At 62.2% G+C, this 16003-nt stretch carries 13 protein-coding genes and 1 pseudogene; 7 read left to right on the top strand and 7 right to left on the bottom strand.

Going from position 1 to position 16003, the window contains the following annotated elements; genetic code table 11:
* Positions 1 to 7: 7 nt before the first annotated feature.
* Positions 8 to 484, top strand: coding sequence for an NUDIX domain-containing protein (locus ACQZ48_RS09660; protein ID WP_210256824.1), 477 nt, complete (start codon positions 8 to 10; stop codon positions 482 to 484).
* Between the two features lie 15 nt (positions 485 to 499).
* Here ACQZ48_RS09660 and ACQZ48_RS09655 read toward each other — a convergent pair whose 3' ends face one another.
* Complete coding sequence (locus ACQZ48_RS09655) at positions 500 to 1492, bottom strand: glutathione S-transferase family protein (RefSeq protein WP_077981558.1); 993 nt, start codon at positions 1490 to 1492, stop codon at positions 500 to 502.
* Positions 1493 to 1787: 295 nt separating this feature from the next.
* Between ACQZ48_RS09655 and ACQZ48_RS09650 the strand changes: the two genes are divergently transcribed.
* Together ACQZ48_RS09650 and ACQZ48_RS09645 are read left to right on the top strand one after the other, a co-directional pair.
* Positions 1788 to 2357, top strand: a complete 570-nt coding sequence (locus tag ACQZ48_RS09650) for a GNAT family N-acetyltransferase (RefSeq protein ID WP_077981559.1) — start codon at positions 1788 to 1790, stop codon at positions 2355 to 2357.
* Between the two features lie 124 nt (positions 2358 to 2481).
* Complete coding sequence (locus tag ACQZ48_RS09645) at positions 2482 to 3795, top strand: MFS transporter (RefSeq protein ID WP_191217496.1); 1314 nt, start codon at positions 2482 to 2484, stop codon at positions 3793 to 3795.
* A 59-nt stretch (positions 3796 to 3854) separates the two neighbouring features.
* Here ACQZ48_RS09645 and ACQZ48_RS09640 read toward each other — a convergent pair whose 3' ends face one another.
* Complete coding sequence (locus ACQZ48_RS09640; protein WP_448728762.1) at positions 3855 to 4820, bottom strand: MBL fold metallo-hydrolase; 966 nt, start codon at positions 4818 to 4820, stop codon at positions 3855 to 3857.
* 88 nt (positions 4821 to 4908) lie between these two features.
* Here ACQZ48_RS09640 and ACQZ48_RS09635 point away from each other — a divergent pair, with 88 nt between their 5' ends.
* Entirely contained in the window at positions 4909 to 5862 is a 954-nt protein-coding gene (locus ACQZ48_RS09635; protein ID WP_137410772.1) for a LysR substrate-binding domain-containing protein, read from the top strand.
* A gap of 18 nt (positions 5863 to 5880) precedes the next feature.
* Here ACQZ48_RS09635 and ACQZ48_RS09630 read toward each other — a convergent pair.
* The 5 genes and pseudogenes from ACQZ48_RS09630 to ACQZ48_RS09610 all read right to left on the bottom strand — a co-directional run bounded on the left by ACQZ48_RS09630 (position 5881) and on the right by ACQZ48_RS09610 (position 13338).
* Positions 5881 to 6380: pseudogene (locus ACQZ48_RS09630) on the bottom strand (GNAT family N-acetyltransferase).
* Positions 6381 to 6469: 89 nt separating this feature from the next.
* On the bottom strand, positions 6470 to 8554 hold the full coding sequence (locus tag ACQZ48_RS09625; protein WP_137410770.1) for a hypothetical protein: 2085 nt from the start codon (positions 8552 to 8554) through the stop codon (positions 6470 to 6472).
* Between the two features lies 1 nt (position 8555).
* The gene (locus ACQZ48_RS09620) at positions 8556 to 11366 is read right to left on the bottom strand and encodes a DUF4159 domain-containing protein (RefSeq protein WP_448728761.1); all 2811 of its coding nucleotides are present in this window, start codon (positions 11364 to 11366) and stop codon (positions 8556 to 8558) included.
* A complete protein-coding gene (locus ACQZ48_RS09615) occupies positions 11363 to 12289 on the bottom strand; it encodes a DUF58 domain-containing protein (protein ID WP_077981566.1) in 927 nt (308 codons plus the stop codon). The genes ACQZ48_RS09620 and ACQZ48_RS09615 overlap by 4 nt, the downstream gene beginning before the upstream one ends.
* 38 nt (positions 12290 to 12327) lie before the next feature.
* Positions 12328 to 13338, bottom strand: coding sequence for an AAA family ATPase (locus ACQZ48_RS09610; RefSeq protein WP_077981567.1), 1011 nt, complete (start codon positions 13336 to 13338; stop codon positions 12328 to 12330).
* Between the two features lie 138 nt (positions 13339 to 13476).
* On the opposite strand from ACQZ48_RS09610, the gene ACQZ48_RS09605 reads away from it, so the two are divergent.
* From ACQZ48_RS09605 to ACQZ48_RS09595, 3 genes are read left to right on the top strand one after another with little or no spacing between them, the layout of a single operon-like run.
* Complete coding sequence (locus tag ACQZ48_RS09605; protein ID WP_443388087.1) at positions 13477 to 14106, top strand: DUF1285 domain-containing protein; 630 nt, start codon at positions 13477 to 13479, stop codon at positions 14104 to 14106.
* On the top strand, positions 14103 to 14735 hold the full coding sequence (locus tag ACQZ48_RS09600; RefSeq protein WP_448728760.1) for an NUDIX hydrolase: 633 nt from the start codon (positions 14103 to 14105) through the stop codon (positions 14733 to 14735). The genes ACQZ48_RS09605 and ACQZ48_RS09600 overlap by 4 nt, the downstream gene beginning before the upstream one ends.
* Positions 14732 to 15988 (top strand): CCA tRNA nucleotidyltransferase, encoded by a 1257-nt coding sequence (locus ACQZ48_RS09595; protein ID WP_448728759.1) that lies wholly within the window; start codon positions 14732 to 14734, stop codon positions 15986 to 15988. The genes ACQZ48_RS09600 and ACQZ48_RS09595 overlap by 4 nt, the downstream gene beginning before the upstream one ends.
* The last annotated feature ends 15 nt before the right edge of the window (positions 15989 to 16003 follow it).

Here is a 16003-nt window from a genome sequence, read left to right as displayed (position 1 = left end):
TGAGACAATGCGGCGGGACGCCCGCCCGTTCCACACGCGCCTGCTGATCCGCATTCTGCATTTCGTTTTCCTGTTCACGCGCGGTGCAACCCTTGGCGTGCGCGCCGCTTGCTACGATGAACAGGGCAGGATTTTTCTCGTGCGGCACACCTATCTGCCCGGCTGGTATCTGCCGGGCGGCGGGGTGGAACGCGGCGAAACCCTGCTCGCGGCATTACACAAGGAAATTCGCGAGGAAGGCAATCTTGAGGCTTCCTCGAAGCCGGAGCTTGTCCATGTCTACCTCAATCTGGAAGGCAGTAACCGCGATCATGTGGCGCTCTACCGGCTTCAGGTCACCCAGACCACGCCGAAAAAACCGGATCATGAAATCACTGAAAGCGGTTTTTTCGATCTCTCAGACCTGCCGGAAAATGTGACACCCGCCACCCGCCGCCGCCTTGCCGAACTTTCCGGCAAAGCGGCGATTGCCGATCACTGGTAACGGCTATCGCTTCCGTCAGGCAAGTGCCTCGCGGCCATGGGCCATGGTCAGGTCCAGTTCCGGGCCAACGGGCACGATGCCGGTCGGATTGATGGTGCGGTGGCTGCGGTAATAATGTTCCTTGATGTGGCGCATATCGACCGTTTCAGGTACGCCCGGCGTCTGGTAGAGATCGCGCAGATAAGCCGTCAGGTGCGGATAGTCGTGGATGCGGCGGATGTTGCACTTGAAATGGCCGACATAGACAGGATCGAACCGCACCAGCGTGGTGAATAGCCGCCAGTCCGCTTCCGTCTGCTCCGCGCCGAACAGGAAACGTCGATCCTTCAGGCGGTCCTCCAGCATATCCAGCGTTTCGAATACCTTTACGGCGTTCTGCTGGTAGGCATCCTGCGTGGTGGCGAAACCGGCTTTGTAAACACCGTTATTGACGGTGTCGTAGATTACCTCGTTCAGTGCGTCGATTTCCGAGCGCAGTGCTTCAGGATAGTAATCGGCCTGCGAGCCGGTGAGATCGTTGAAGGCCACGTTGAACATGCGGATGATTTCCGCCGATTCATTGGAGACGATGGTGCCGCGTTTTTTATCCCACAGCACTGGCACGGTGACACGCCCCGAATATTTGGGGTCTGCTTTGGTGTAGACCTGCCAGAGCGCCGAGGAGCCGAAGAGGTGATCCTCGGTCGCGCCCGGTGTGCGCTCGCCCTCAGGCTTGAATTCCCAGCCGTTTTCCAGCATCAGCGGATCGACGACGGAGACTGAAATCAGGTCTTCCAGCTTCTTCAGCTTGCGGAAGATCAGGGTGCGGTGCGCCCAGGGGCAGGCGAGGGAGACGTAGAGGTGGTAACGGTCCTTCCCCGCCTCGAACCCGCCTTCTCCGGAAGGGCCGGGTGCGCCGTCCGCTGTAATCCAGTTGCGGAATTGCGAGGCACTGCGCTTAAAGTGCCCCTTGGTTTCCTTGGTGTCGTACCAGACGTCTTTCCATACGCCTTCCACGAGCATACCCATGATGATCTCCTTGGTTGTTTTCTTGTGGCCGATCCTACCCGTTTCACGGTCAGGCGCGAACCCGCCAGGTGTTGAACAATGCGTTTCCGCCTCGCATAGCGGGAATGGCACGGCGTAGCGATTTGTTCTGGACGGGCCGTTATTTTCCTGATAATTGCGATTTTCACAATTCTGAGGAAATTTTTGATTATGATCGAACCACGGATGCTCCGACGACGCTGACGCTCCTGAACGCCCTTACCGGCGCAGCCGTCATCTATTGTCGCATCCGTATTCTGGAAGTTTCGGTCTCTTCATGTCCAAGCACGATCTTGTCTACCTCACCGAGGACGCGTCGCACGACGCCATCATCGACGTCATCAACGAAGAAGCATTCGGTCCCGGCCGGCATACCCGTGCGGCCGCGCGCATCCGCGAGCAGGGGCCGCATGACCGGTCGCTGTCCTTCGTCTGCGCCGATGATGGCGAGACGATCGCTTCGGTGCGCATGACGCCGGTTCTGGCCGGCGGGGTGAAGGGCCATATGCTCGGGCCCCTTGCCGTTCGGCCCTCGCACAAGAACAAGGGCATCGGCCGGGAACTCGTCCGGATCGCCATTGCCGCCGCCCGGCGCAACGGCTCGGAAGCCGTGATCCTGATTGGCGATCCGCCCTATTACATGCCGCTCGGTTTCGAGAAGGTCGCTTATGCGGCGCTCGATTTTCCGGGTCCGGTGGACCCGAGCCGGGTGCTGGTGGTGCCAATTGGAGACGACGTGCATCAGCGGCTGAAGGGCAAGATCGGCTGGCGCAATTGCCAGGCCGTCATGCCGGCCGCCATGGCGGCAGATGAGGGTTTTGAGGAGCCGCTCAGGGTTTACGGCTGAGGGGTTCGCCTATCGTTGCGGCGTGTATTTCGTTCCAACCGAGCAAACCCTCCACAGAATTCAATTCCGTTTCCTTCCCCTATACGATAGCAAGTCAAAGTCGATTTCTGCAAAGGGGCGGGGCATGACGGCTATCACCATGAACGATGCGCTGGAGCGCGCGGGCGCAGGCGCCTATCAGCGGCGGCTGATGGGCATATTCGGCCTCGTCTGGGCCGCGGATGCCATGCAGGTTCTCGCCGTCGGCTTCACCGCCGCCTCGATTGCCGCAACCTTCGGCTTGACGGTGCCGCAGGCCTTGCAGACCGGAACGGCGTTCTTTTTCGGCATGTTGCTGGGTGCTGCCGGTTTCGGGCGGCTGGCGGATCGTTACGGGCGTCGCCGTGTGCTGATCGTCACCGTGGCCTGCGATGCGCTGTTCGGAGTGCTTTCGGTGTTCGCTCCCGATTTTACCATCCTGCTCGTCCTGCGTTTTCTCACCGGTGCCGCCGTGGGCGGCACGCTGCCGGTGGATTATGCGATGATGGCCGAGTTCCTGCCCGCCAAAAATCGTGGCCGCTGGCTGGTCTTTCTGGAGGGTTTCTGGGCTGTCGGCACGCTGATTGTGGCGCTGGCGGCCTGGGGCGCGAGCCTTGCCGGCGTCGCCGATGCCTGGCGTTACATTTTTGCCGTGACGGCGTTCCCGGCCGTTCTGGGGCTGGGCTTACGTTTTCTGATGCCGGAATCGCCGCTTTACCTGCTGCGCAGCGGGCGATTGGAGGAAGCCAAGGCCGTCGTCAACCGCATGCTGGTGACGAATGGGCGCGCGCCGCTCGATGCCGGGACGGCGCTTTTCCAGCCTGATGTGGCTAAGGGCCAGGGGATATTTTCACCGGCGCTCAGGCAGCGGAGCCTCATGATCCTTGCGATCTGGTTCCTCGTCTCTGTTTCCTATTACGGCGTCTTCACCTGGATGCCGGCGAAACTGGCGGGCGACGGTTTCGGTTTCGTGCGCGGTTACGGGTTTCTGGTGCTGGTGGCGCTGGCGCAGATCCCCGGTTATGCGCTTGCCGCTTATGGCGTTGAAAAATGGGGTCGCAAGCCGACGCTGATCGGTTTTTGCCTGCTCTCGGCGCTCGGTTGCCTGCTGTTCACACTCGCGGTCGGCGGCGTCATGATTGCCGCTTCGCTGCTGATCATGAGTTTTGCCCTTCTCGGCACCTGGGGCGCGCTCTACGCCTTTACGCCGGAGCTTTACCCGACCGAATCGCGCGCAACCGGCATGGGGGCTGCGGGCGCCATGGCAAGGCTGGGCGGCCTGCTGGCGCCGTCTCTGCTTGGCTATGCCATAGCGCAGGGTTTTGGCGTCGCAATCGGCATTTTCGCCGGTCTGCTGGTGCTTGCCGCCATTGCCGCGACGATGATCAATGCGGAAACGCGGCAGGTGGCGCTGACCTGACGCGTCGTTCCCGCGCAAAGGCCTGACCCGTTGAGGATCAGGCCAGGCTGTTTCGCCCCTTAGAGCGCCGTATAATTGACCGGCAGCCAATCGTAATTGGTGCTGTCGGTGCGCACATGGCCGATGCCGGGGAAGGCGATATGCGCGCCGGCCACCAGATATCTGCCTTCCACCGCCTGCCGGAACGCCAGATCACGCGCCACGACGGCGGCCTTCTGGTCGACGTCGAATTCGATTGCCACGTCAGGCTCATCGAACTGGAGAATATCGCCATGGGTGATATCGCCCCAGAAGACGATTTTCTGTCCTTCGCTTTCCAGAATGACGGCGCTGTGGCCTGGTGTGTGGCCGGCATAAAGGATCGAGCCAAGACCGGGAACCGGCGCGGCGTTATCGGTAAAGGTCTCAAATTTGCCGGCATCGATATAGGGCTGGATGCTCTCTATCGCTTCGGCATAATATTTTTTCATCGCTTCGGGCGCTGCCTTCGCCTTTGCCTCATCCAGCCAGAAAGCGGCTTCGCGCTTGTTGACGTGCAGGGTCGCGTTGGCAAAAACGCGTTTGCCATTCGCCGACAGTCCGCCGGAATGGTCGGTATGGATGTGTGTGAGGATGATGTCGTCGATCTCACTGGCCTTGTAGCCCGAAGCTTCGATATTGGCGACGAGCTTGCCAAGGCTCGCGCCAAGATAGGTGCCGGTGCCGGCATCGATCAGCACCAGCCTGTCGCCGGTATTGACCAGAAACGCATTGACGGAGGTCGGCGTCTCGTCCGGCAGGAAGGCATCCTCCAGCACCTTGGATGCGTGTTCCGGTGTCGTGTTGCTGTAAAGTTTTGCAAGCGGCAGCGCGACGACGCCATCCGACAGCGCGGTGACTTCCACCTTGCCGACCATCAGCCTGTAGAAGCCGGGTGCCTGTGTGGCAGCGAGCGGCGCTTTGGCAAAGGCGAGGGAGGGCGCAATGAAAGGGGCTGCAAAGATGGCGCTGGCGGCGCCTTTTAGAAGTGAGCGACGTGACGGCATTGGGGGACTCCTGGGTTGAAGGAATGTCTTGAAACTTTCCGCACTCCAGCTAAGTGTAGACAGGTCAGCAATCAAATCGATGTGACTTATGCAAACTATCGATCATTTCAATCTCCGTTCCTTCGACCTCAATCTTCTCATCGCTTTCGATGCGATGATGGAGGAGATGAACGTTACGCGCGCCGCGCGGCGGCTGAAAATCCAGCAGCCGGCGATGAGCCATAATCTCTCCACCCTGCGGACGCTGTTTCAGGACGAGCTTTTCATCCGCGTGGGGCAGGAGATGAAGCCGACGGCGCGGGCGCTCCATCTGGCTGGCCCGGTGCGGCAGGCGCTCCGGCAGGCGCAGGCGGCGGTTTTGACGGCGGATGTGTTCGATCCGGCCACCGAGCGCCGCACGTTCCGGCTGGGCATGTCTAGCGAGGTGGAGCTGTTGCTTTTGCCGGATCTGACGGCGCGGCTGCGCGAAATCGCGCCCGGCATCCGCATTCTGGCCCGCAGCGGGCAGGAGCAGGAGATCACGGCGATGCTGGATACGGGCGTGATCGACATGGCTGTTGGATGCACCTATTCGAAGGAGCAGCGCCACCATTGCGAACCGCTTTATTCCTCCAGCGTGCTGTGCTGCTTCAACCCGGCTTTGCTCGATCTGCCCAATCCCGTAGGACTGGACGCCTATATCGAGGCCAAACATGCGGTCATATCGCAGACGGACAGCCTGCATGGCTGCATCAAGGATGCACTGGAACTGAGCGGCTTGGAAATCGATGTCGTTGCGGCTGCGCCGGATTTCCTTTCGGTTCTGGCGACGGCGCGATCCTCAGCGGTGCTGGCGACCGTGTCCTCACGCATCGCCCTTCGTTATGCGCCAATGCTGGGGCTGGAAATAAGCCCCGTGCCGGTGACGCTCAGTTTCCCGCCCGTCGCCATGGTCTGGACATTGCAGACTGACGCGGATGCCGGAGCCGTGTGGCTTCGCCAGCAAATCCGCGAGGCCATGGGCCGAACGGTCGACGGTGGGGTATCGGGGATCGCCGCTTAGAGGCGCTTAGCGGATGCTCTAGAAGCGCTTCTCCAGCCAGGTGATCGACTGGCCGCTGGAGAGGGGGCCGAGCGAGCCGATCCTGATAAAACCGTGGCGTTCGTAGGTTCTCAGGGCATCCGGGTTCATCGTATCGATATAGGCGCCCATGCAGCCGCGTTTTCTGGCTTCCGCCTCCGCCATGGCAAGCAGCTTCGGGCCTATGCCCTGACCGCGCATGGTTTCCGGCACGAAAAGAAGCTGGACGTAAAGCCAGCCGCGAGCGGTGTGGCCCACCAGGCCGCCGGTGACGATGTTTTCGTCGTCGCGGATGGTGATGTTGAGTTCACGTTTGTCGCTTTCACCGAAACGGTGTGGCCCACCAGGCCGCCGGTGACGATGTTTTCGTCGTCGCGGATGGTGATGTTGAGTTCACGTTTGTCGCTTTCACCGAAACGGGCGAGATTATAGGCCACCAGCGGATCGCGAATGGCCTTTTCGGCCTCTGCATCCGCGACATCGCTCAAAACGAAATTCATGTTCATCTTCCCGGGCCGCCGGGCGGCAGCCGTTTCCCGTTTTCCGTTCCGAGACGTGAATCGTCTTAAGCTCTGCGCTGGAAACGCCCTTACCGGCCCTCACGCCACCAAAGCGCGGAAAAGGCAAGCAGCAACGCGCCAAGCCCGGCAAAACCGGCAAAGAGCGGCAGGGTGTTGACGCCTTTCAGCACCGTCTCGTCGGTCATGCGTATCAGCATGCGATCCTCATCGGCAACCCTGATATCTCCGCGCACCGGCAATATATCGGGAAGAGCGATGCGGCCGGAACTATCGGCCACCCGGTGCACGCTGCCCCTGGTGGCATCGGCCAGCGGTTTCAGCGTTTCGGTCGTCGAGATCATCGCCTTGAATTCCGGCGCATCCACCGCGCCGACATGAACGAGAGTGGTGAAGTCGCCGTTCTTGATCTCGAACAGGCCGGTTTCATCCATGCGGCGCTCGATTTTGTAAAGACCGGGCTCGGTGCTGGTGAAGGCCATGTTCTCCGTCTTGCCCGAAGGGAAACGCACGCTTGCCTGACCGGGATCGTCGCCGATAGTCTGGCGGGTGATCTGCAGGGTACGGCCATTGGCACGCGCTGTCAGAGCCTCTTCCTCAAGCTCGGGCTCCTTCATCAGCCAGTGGGCGATACGGCGGTAAAGCGCCACATGCGGGCCGCCGCCTTCATAACCACGCGCCCAGAGCCAGCCCTGATCCGACAGCAGCATGGCAACACGGCCTTCGCCCTGGCGGTTCAGCACCAGAAGCGGGTCCTGCCCGTCGCCCAGCATCACCGTCTGGCCCTGCGGCGGGTCGACGCTGATGGTGCGGAACCAGCGGCCCCATTGCGGCGGCTCGGCGCCAGATCCATCCAGCCCACGGGTGACAGGGTGTTTTTTGCCCGCTTCCGAAAGGCGCGGGTAGAAAGCAGCCTGATGCACCTGCCCGGTCGGCTGCGCCGGCAGCACGGAGGCGAGCGGTGTCATTGCGATCGAATCCTGCCCGGCATGTTCCGGACCGGCGGCGATCAGCAGCGCGCCGCCCTTTTCGACATATTGGGCGATGTAATCGTAATAGAGGATCGGCAGCACACCGCGATGCTGGTAACGGTCGAAAATGATGAGATCGAAATCCTCGATTTTTTCGACGAACAGCTCGCGGGTGGGGAAGGCGATCAGCGAGAGTTCGTTGATTGGGGTGCCGTCCTGCTTTTCCGGCGGGCGCAAAATGGTGAAATGCACCAGATCGACCGAGGCATCGGATTTCAGGAGGTTACGCCACGCCCGTTCCCCGGCGTGGGGTTCGCCGGAGACGAGCAGCACGCGCAGGTTCTGGCGAATGCCTTCGATCAGGTGAACGGCGCGGTTATTGGCAGCCGTCACTTCACCGGGAAGCTCGGCGACGGAAAATTCCATGACATTGTTGCCGCCGCGCGGAACCTTGAAACTGAATGGTGTCGGCTGGCCGGGTGTCGCCTGAAGCGTCGCGATTTCCTCACCGTTCATCTTCACCGTCACTTCCGCAGCACCGCCGCCGGCGGGGCGACCGTCATCGAAGACGCGCAAGGTCAGCTGTTGTTCCTCGTTGACGATGCCGAAGCGCGGGGCGCGGACGATCTCGATACGGCGGTCGAATTCATCGGCCTTGCCGGTGATCAGTCCGTGGACGGGGGCGCGGAAGCCCAGCACCTGTTCGGCATTGGGCAGGGCATTCGGGATATCGTGAATCTGGCCGTCGCTGAGGAAGATCGCGCCGCCGACGCGGGATGGCGAGACATCCGAAACGGCGGAGGAAAGGGCCGAGAAAAGCTGCGTCGAGGGTGAATCGCTCTCACCATTGTCACGCACTTCCACGATGCGCGGCTCGATGCGCGGGAAGCGGGACAGCCGGTCTTGCAGCGCATTCAGGGCGGTGTCGGTCATTTGCGGCCGGTCCTGCACATCCTGACTCTGCGAGCGGTCGACGATGACGGGAACGATGGTGGAAAGCGGTTCGCGCTCCTCCTGTGTCAAAAGCGGATTGGCGATGGCGGCAAGCAAAGCGGCGAGCGCCAGCCCGCGCAGCCATGCGCCGCGGACACCGCGCCACAGGCCGATGAAGGAGAGGACAAGGGCGGCGACAGCCAGAACGGCAATCACGATCCACGGCAGGAAGGGGGCGAAGGTCAATGTCATGTCACTGCCCCAACCGTTCGAGAAGTGCCGGAACATGGACCTGATCGGCCTTGTAGTTGCCGGTCAGCATATACATCATGATGTTGACGCCGGAGCGGAAAGCGTGTTCGCGCTGCAATTCGTCTGGCGGCACAGTGGGCAGAACCGGAGCGCCCTGCGCGTCGACGGCCCAGGCACCGGCGAAATCATTGCCCGTTATCATGATCGGCGTCACGCCATCGCCGGAGGAGGAGAGACCGGAGGTGGTCTTCGCCGCTCCCTGTCGCGATTCCACCCATAGCGGTGAGCCGTTGTAACGGCCGGGGAAATTGGTGAGCAGGTAGAAGGAGCGCGTCAGAACATGGTCTTCCGGCACAGGTTCCAGCGGCGGAATGTCGATATTGGCGAGGATCGCCTGCAGGCGTTCGCCGTTAGGGCTGGTCGCGCCGGTGTCGAGCGAAGAAAACTGGTCGCGCGTATCGAACAGAACAGTGCCACCGGCACGCATATACGCATCGATGCGCGATATAGCGGCGCTAGACGGCATCGGGGCGGAGGCCGAAACCGGCCAGTAGATGATGGGATAAAAGGACAATTCATCCTTGGAAATATCGAGTCCGACAGGCTGGCCGGGTTCCAGCGTCGTGCGCCAGGTCAGGAATTCGCTGAGACCTTGGAGACCCTGCTCGGAAATGCGGTCGACATCGTCTTCGCCTGTGCGGACATAGGCGAGATGCGTCGTGTCCAGCCGCTCGAAAATCTGCTCGTCACCGGGTTTGGGGTCGTCGGCGCGGGCGTCCGTTGGAGACATGGCGGCAAAGGCGCCGAGCGCCAGAAGCACGGTGGCGGCGGTCGCGCTGCGGGCTTTCGGCAGGCGTGCGAAGGCGCCGTTCATGAAGAGCACGATGAGACTGTCGGCAATCAGCATCAGGAAGGCAGCGATGAACAAGGCCGGGCGCAGCGATTTCGCCGTTTCGCCGATCAGTGCTTCGCTGGTGGTGTTGACACCGGCGACCGAAGTATCGAGCGGGCGAAGCGTGGCGCCAGCCGGCAGAAGATTGAGAGCCACGAAACCATCCTCTGTGCCATAGAGGCCGGGGGGATTGTCGAAACCGGAGCGGGGCGGCTGGCCGGCGCGCATTTCCAGCGGCCGGGCAGTGCCGATTTCGGCGGAAAGCGCGCCTTCGGCCGTCAGCAGCCGGAAGGGGGGCAGGGCAGCGGCCGGGGCGTTTGCGTTGGCAGAAGCGCCGCCCGCCTTCGACAATTGCACGATACGGCGCAACATATCGACGAAATGGCCTGAGATCGGCAGGTCGGACCAGCTTGCTTCGGCGCTGACATGGAAGAGCACGATGCGGCCTGCCTCGACATTGCGGGTGGTGACGAGCGGCGTGCCGTCTGCAAGGCTCGCCCAGGTGCGTTCAGCCAGATCGGGTGTCGGCTCGGCCAGAACCTGGCGTTTGACGAGGACGCCATCGGCCTTCGGCATGCCGGCGAAAGCGCCGAAATTCGGGAAATCGGCCAGCGGCTGCGGCTCGGCCCAGGAGAGCGCGCCACCAAGCGCGCGTTCGCCCTGTCTGAGTGTTACAGGCACCAGCGGATCGTCGGCCGGGGCTGCGGCAAGACGCGGTCCGGCAAAACGGATGAGCGTGCCACCGCCCGAAAGCCATTTTTGCATCGGCTCATAGGTTTCCTGCGGCAGGCGGCCGATATCGGCCATGACGATGACCGAAGGATTGGATTGCAGGATTTCCGGGATCGCCTGCGCGAGATCGGCCTGCCGCTGCGGAATGAGATCAACGAAGGGCTGAAGTGCACGGCTGATATAATAAAGCGGTTGTAGTAGCGGCTGGAAATCATTGCCGGTTTCGCCGGCCAGCAGCGCCACGCGACGCCGGCGGAAGCCGTCGTCGAGAAGATGCACCGCGCCTGCCGTCGAAACACCTTCGAGGGAGAGACGGGCGAAATCGTTTCGCAGTTCGAAGGGCGCTTCCACCGTCGCCGTGGTTTCGGCCGCGCCGGGCGCGAAGTTTGCGATGCCGTTGGCGAGAATGCGGCCCTGGCTGTCCTGCGCATTGACGGTCAGCCGGGCGGCTTCGGCCGTGTCGAGCCGTGACAGTGTGACGCTCATGGCATCGGCATTGTTGCTGGCGCCGGTAATGGCGTTGATCGCCTTGCCGTCGCCTTTCACAATGCGGAATTCGGCGGGTGAGAGGCTGGCGAGCGTCCTCAGTGCGCTTTCATCCTGCGCGGTTTGAACGCCATCGGCGATATAAGCGAGCGTGCCGGGGGGCGTGCCGTTCAGCGCCTCTGTGATGGCTTCTGCCGTGCGCACGCGGTCCGGCACGAGCGGCTTCGGCTTTGCTGCGGCGAGCTTTTCCAGTGCAACGCCTGCCGTTCCCGGTACAGCGTCATGTTCTGCATCGGCGGTGAAGCTGATGGAGACGGGGCGGTCGGCCCGTTCCGCATCGCCGATCAGGGCCTCAGCGGTTGCAACGCGTCTTTCCCAGTCTGGCGCGGAGGCCCAGCTATTGTCGACCACCAGCACCAGCGGGCCACTGCCGGCAATGCTGTTGTTGCGCGGGTTCACCACCGGATCGGCGAGCGCGAAAATCACGGCGGCAGCGAGCGCCATGCGCAGGAGGGTCAGCCACCATGGGCTTTTCGAGGGCGTTTCCTCGCGTTTCAGCACCGTCGCCAATATCTTCAGCGGCGGAAACACTTCCTCCTTGGGGCGCGGCGGCGTCAGTCGCAGCAGCCACCAGATGGCGGGCAGCGCCAGCAGGCCGAAGAGGATATAGGGACTGGTGAAGACGAAAGGCAATGCGCTCATCGACGGCCACCGCCTTGCCCACCGCCCTGTGCCGGCGCGCCGGAAAGATACATGTGAACGGCGACGAGCGCCTCGGAGGCGAGATGGTCGGTGCGGTGGAACACGAAGTTCCAGCCGAGACGGCGCAACGAGGAGGACAGAGCCTCACGCCTTGCGAGATAGGCGCGGGTGTAATCCTCGCGAATGGTTTCGGCACGGCCCGACACCAGTTTTTCACCGGTTTCCGGATCGGTGAATTCGGTGCGGCCGGAATAGGGAAAAGTCTCTTCGGCCGGATCGGCAATTTCCACCACATGACCGCGCAGGCCGCGCCGCGCGAGCGGCGAAATGCGCTCCATCACGGTCTGTGCATCATCGAGAAAATCACCGATCAGCACGATGTCGCTCGCGCCGCGGATCATGCCCGTTTCCGGCATGCCAGTGGTCAGCGGCGCGTGCATGATGGCGGCGGCCAGTCGTTCGGCGGCGTTTCTGGCCGACACAGGCTCCATGATGCCGGGGCAACCGATGCGCTCACCCGAGCGCGCGAGGATTTCCGCAAGCGCCAGCATCAGCACCAGCGCCCGGCTTTCCTTTGAAACAGAGCCAAGGGTGGATTTGAACATCATAGACGGCGACATGTCGGCCCAGAGCCAGATGGTGTGGGCCGCTTCCCATTCCCGGTCTCGCACATAGGTGTGGTCGTCGCGGGCCGAGCGCCGCCAATCGATGCGTGACAGGCTCTCACCTTCGGCATAGGGGCGGAACTGCCAGAAATTTTCGCCGATGCCGCGCTTGCGGCGGCCGTGCCAGCCGGCGATAACGGTGTTGGCGATGCGCTTTGCCTCGACCATGCAGTCCGGCACCAGGGCGGCGCGCTGTCGTGCACGCGCCAGAACTTCGCTACCCGGCGTCTTGTCTACGATCTGGCCGATGGATGCCACATGCCGTCCTTTCGCGAAAATTTAGGCCTGAGATGCGTTCAGTTCTTCGCCTGCTCCACAAGCGCTGCGATGACATCGCGCACCGACATGCCTTCGGCGCGGGCCGCAAAGGTCAGCGCCATGCGGTGTTCCAGCACCGGTTCGGCCAGCGCATGGACATCGTCCAGCGACGGAGCGAGCCGGCCTTCGTAAAGAGCACGGGCGCGGGCCGTCAGCATCAGCGACTGGCCGGCGCGCGGACCCGGTCCCCAGGCAACGTGCTTGTCAGTCAATTTGTTGCCATGGCCGGGGCGGGCGGAGCGGACGAGCGAAAGGATCGCATCCACCACCTTGTCGCTGACCGGCATCTGGCGGATCAGGGACTGGATTTCCATCAGACGCCCGGCATCGATCACGCCGCGCGCTTCGCCCGAGGCGGCGCCTGTCGTGTCGAGAAGGATCTGTCGCTCGGCGGCAAGTTCGGGATAACCGACATCGACCTGAAGCAGGAAGCGGTCGAGCTGGGCTTCGGGCAGCGGATAGGTGCCTTCCTGTTCGAGCGGGTTCTGTGTGGCCAGAACGTGGAACGGCTTCGGCAGCTCGTAGGTCTGGCCGGCCATGGTGATGTGATATTCCTGCATGGCCTGCAAAAGGGCGGACTGCGTGCGCGGGCTGGCGCGGTTGATTTCGTCGGCCATCAGCAACTGGCCGAAAATCGGACCCTTGATGAAGCGGAAGGAACGGCGACCGTTCTCGTCCTGATCCATGACTTCGGAGCCGAGAATATCTGACGGCATCAGGTCCGGTGTGAACTGGATGCGATTGGCATCGAGGCCGATTACGGTGCCGAGCGTGGTGACGAGCTTGGTCTTGGCGAGGCCGGGAACGCCGACGAGCAGCGCGTGGCCGCCCGAGAGGATGGCAAGAAGCGTGTTCTGCACCACTTTTTCCTGGCCGAAAATGACCTTGGAGACTTCCGTGCGGATGGCCGCAATGTCGGAAAGCGCCTTTTCGGCCGCAGCGACGATGGCCTTTTCATCAAGGGTTTCGCCGGTATTCATCACGCCCATGTCGCTCTCCTCATACCTTCGCCACCGGGCCTATATCGCCCCGCTTACAGCTTATTGCTCTCTTGGCCGCTGACAAGCGCCATTCGAATGACTATGTCGTGACTTAGTATTTCCTTATCGGCAAAGCGAGACTCGAATATGGCAGCGGAGACGATAAATTCGGCAGGCGATGCGGCCGGGCTTGCGGCGATGATTTCCCGCGCCGCGGAACAGACCGGCGATGCGAAGCGCGGGCCGGCGCCGGTGGAACGCTGGAATCCACCTTATTGTGGTGATCTAGACATGGAAATCCGCGCCGACGGCACCTGGTTCTACCTCGGCACACCGATTGGCAGAGCGCCCTTGGTGCGGCTGTTTTCCACGGTTCTGCGCAAGGATGAGGACGGGAAGACCTATCTCGTAACTCCTGTGGAAAAAGTCGGCATCCGCGTGGTGGACGCGCCTTTCGTCGCCGTGGAAATGAAGGTGACGGCGGGTGAGGACGATGGCCAGCCGCTGCTGACCTTCCGCACCAATGTCGGCGACGTGGTGGAGGCGGGGCCGGAGCACCCGCTGCGGTTCGAGGTTTTCGGTGAGAACCGGGAATTGAAACCCTATCTTCTGGTGCGCGGTAGGCTGGAAGCGCTCGTCTCGCGGGCCGTGATGTATGATCTCGTCGCCCTTGGCGAGGTGATCGACGTGGATGGCGTTGAGATGTTTGCCCTGCGCTCGGGCGGGGTGATCTTTCCCGTGATGCCCGCCAAGGAACTGGAACGGCTTTCGCAATGACAATGACGGCACTCAAGGGTTTTACCGCTGCCGATTTCCGCCGCCGGGTGCTGCAGGAAGGCGAGGGCGTGGCCGAGCGGGAAAATGGCGACCATGTGCTCAATCCGGGCGTGGTGCTTTCTGGCAACGGTATCCGGCTGAAGGATGCCGCCGTGCTGATACCTGTCATCGACGATGGCAACGATGCGCGGGTGATCTTCACCCAACGCACGGCAACCCTGCGCCAGCATTCCGGCCAGATTTCCTTTCCCGGCGGCGGCATTGATGCCGAGGACCGCACGCCGGAAGAGGCAGCGTTGCGGGAGACCGAAGAAGAAATCGGCCTTTCGCGGTCTTTCGTGGAGACGGTCGGGCGTCTGCCGGATTACATTTCCGGGACGGGATTTCGCATCAAGCCGGTGCTATCGGTCGTTCGCCCCGGCTTTGATTTGACGCTTAATCCCACTGAAGTGGACGAGGTTTTCGAGGTGCCGTTGTCCTTCCTGATGGACCCGGCCAATCACGGGCGCGGCAGCCGCATCTTTCAGGGGAAGGAGCGGTTTTTCTACGAAATGCCCTATGGCGAACGCTACATTTGGGGCATTACGGCGGGCATCGTCAGGACGATTTACGAGAGGTTTTATTCATGAGTAGCCTTGCCGGGCGGGACTGGTTTCAAAAACCGGCGCTGAAGCGCATCTTTACGCTTCTGAATGCCGATGGCGGCGAGGTGCGGATCGTCGGCGGCGCGGTGCGCAATGCGCTGATGGGCCTGCCCGTCGCCGATATTGACATGGCGACGACGCTCACCCCTGATGTGGTCGTGGAGCGTGCAAAGGCGGCGGGCATCAAGACGGTGCCGACAGGCATCGACCATGGCACGGTCACGTTGGTCATCGACGGCGAGGGTTACGAGGTGACGACGCTTCGCCATGATGTCGAGACCAATGGCCGCCACGCACAGGTGGCTTTCGGCACCGACTGGCAGACCGATGCCGAGCGGCGCGACCTCACCATCAATGCCCTCTATGCCGATGAAAAGGGCGAGATCATCGACCTTGTCGATGGTCTTCCCGATATCGAGACCGGCACAGTGCGTTTCATCGGCGATGCGGCGATGCGGATTTCGGAAGATTATCTGCGGATTCTCCGGTTTTTCCGCTTTTTTGCCCATTACGGTTCTGGCCGCCCGGATGCGGACGGCTTGCGGGCAAGCGCGCGGGCCAAGGACAAGCTGGGCACCCTTTCGGCCGAGCGGGTGTGGAGCGAATTGAAAAAGCTGCTTTCCGCCCGCGATCCTTCGCGCGCCCTTTTGTGGATGCGGCAATCGGGCGTTCTGGCGGAAATTCTTCCCGAAACGGAAAAGTGGGGCATCGACGCCATTCATGGACTGGTGGCGACGGAGCAGGCTCTCGGCTGGGCGGTGGACCCGATGCTGCGGCTTGCCGCCATCGTGCCGCCGGACAGGGACAGGCTGGCTGCCCTTGCCGCGCGCCTCCGGCTGTCGAAAGCCGAAGCGGCTTATCTTAACCACTGGGCCTCGGCTCCGGCGGCTGACCCTGAGTTGAAGGAGACGGCGCTCGACCGGCTGCTATATCGCCAGGGTGTGGAGGGCGTGAAGACGCGGCTGAAACTAGCGCTTGCTTCGGCCCGCGCCGATCTTTCGGCTGGCGACACGGCCATGCGGAAAGTGGCGCGGCTTTCGACTTTGCTGGCGCGGGCGGAAAAATTCCACAAACCGGGCTTTCCTCTGAGCGGCGCGGATGTGATGGCCGCTGGCGTCGAGGCCGGTCCGAAGGTGGGCGAAGTGCTGAAAAGCCTCGAGGAAAAGTGGATCGACGTCAATTTCTCGCTGGACCGGGCAGCGTTGACCGCCCGGCTGAAAGATATGCTGGAGAATTGAAGCCGCAATAGTGGC

The sequence above is a fragment of the Agrobacterium sp. 22-209-1 genome (genome assembly GCF_053522485.1).
The sequence above is the reverse complement of the archived record's forward strand: the minus strand, read 5'-3'. Positions and strand labels throughout refer to the sequence as shown.

Coding starts and splice junctions, on each gene's coding strand:
- ACQZ48_RS09620 (WP_448728761.1), bottom strand. CDS start 11,366: ATGAGCGCATTGCCTTTCGTCTTCACCAGTCCCTATATCCTCTTCGGC.
- ACQZ48_RS09640 (WP_448728762.1), bottom strand. CDS start 4,820: ATGCCGTCACGTCGCTCACTTCTAAAAGGCGCCGCCAGCGCCATCTTT.
- ACQZ48_RS09595 (WP_448728759.1), top strand. CDS start 14,732: ATGAGTAGCCTTGCCGGGCGGGACTGGTTTCAAAAACCGGCGCTGAAG.
- ACQZ48_RS09625 (WP_137410770.1), bottom strand. CDS start 8,554: ATGACATTGACCTTCGCCCCCTTCCTGCCGTGGATCGTGATTGCCGTT.
- ACQZ48_RS09645 (WP_191217496.1), top strand. CDS start 2,482: ATGACGGCTATCACCATGAACGATGCGCTGGAGCGCGCGGGCGCAGGC.
- ACQZ48_RS09605 (WP_443388087.1), top strand. CDS start 13,477: ATGGCAGCGGAGACGATAAATTCGGCAGGCGATGCGGCCGGGCTTGCG.
- ACQZ48_RS09655 (WP_077981558.1), bottom strand. CDS start 1,492: ATGGGTATGCTCGTGGAAGGCGTATGGAAAGACGTCTGGTACGACACC.
- ACQZ48_RS09650 (WP_077981559.1), top strand. CDS start 1,788: ATGTCCAAGCACGATCTTGTCTACCTCACCGAGGACGCGTCGCACGAC.
- ACQZ48_RS09610 (WP_077981567.1), bottom strand. CDS start 13,338: ATGGGCGTGATGAATACCGGCGAAACCCTTGATGAAAAGGCCATCGTC.
- ACQZ48_RS09600 (WP_448728760.1), top strand. CDS start 14,103: ATGACAATGACGGCACTCAAGGGTTTTACCGCTGCCGATTTCCGCCGC.
- ACQZ48_RS09660 (WP_210256824.1), top strand. CDS start 8: ATGCGGCGGGACGCCCGCCCGTTCCACACGCGCCTGCTGATCCGCATT.
- ACQZ48_RS09635 (WP_137410772.1), top strand. CDS start 4,909: ATGCAAACTATCGATCATTTCAATCTCCGTTCCTTCGACCTCAATCTT.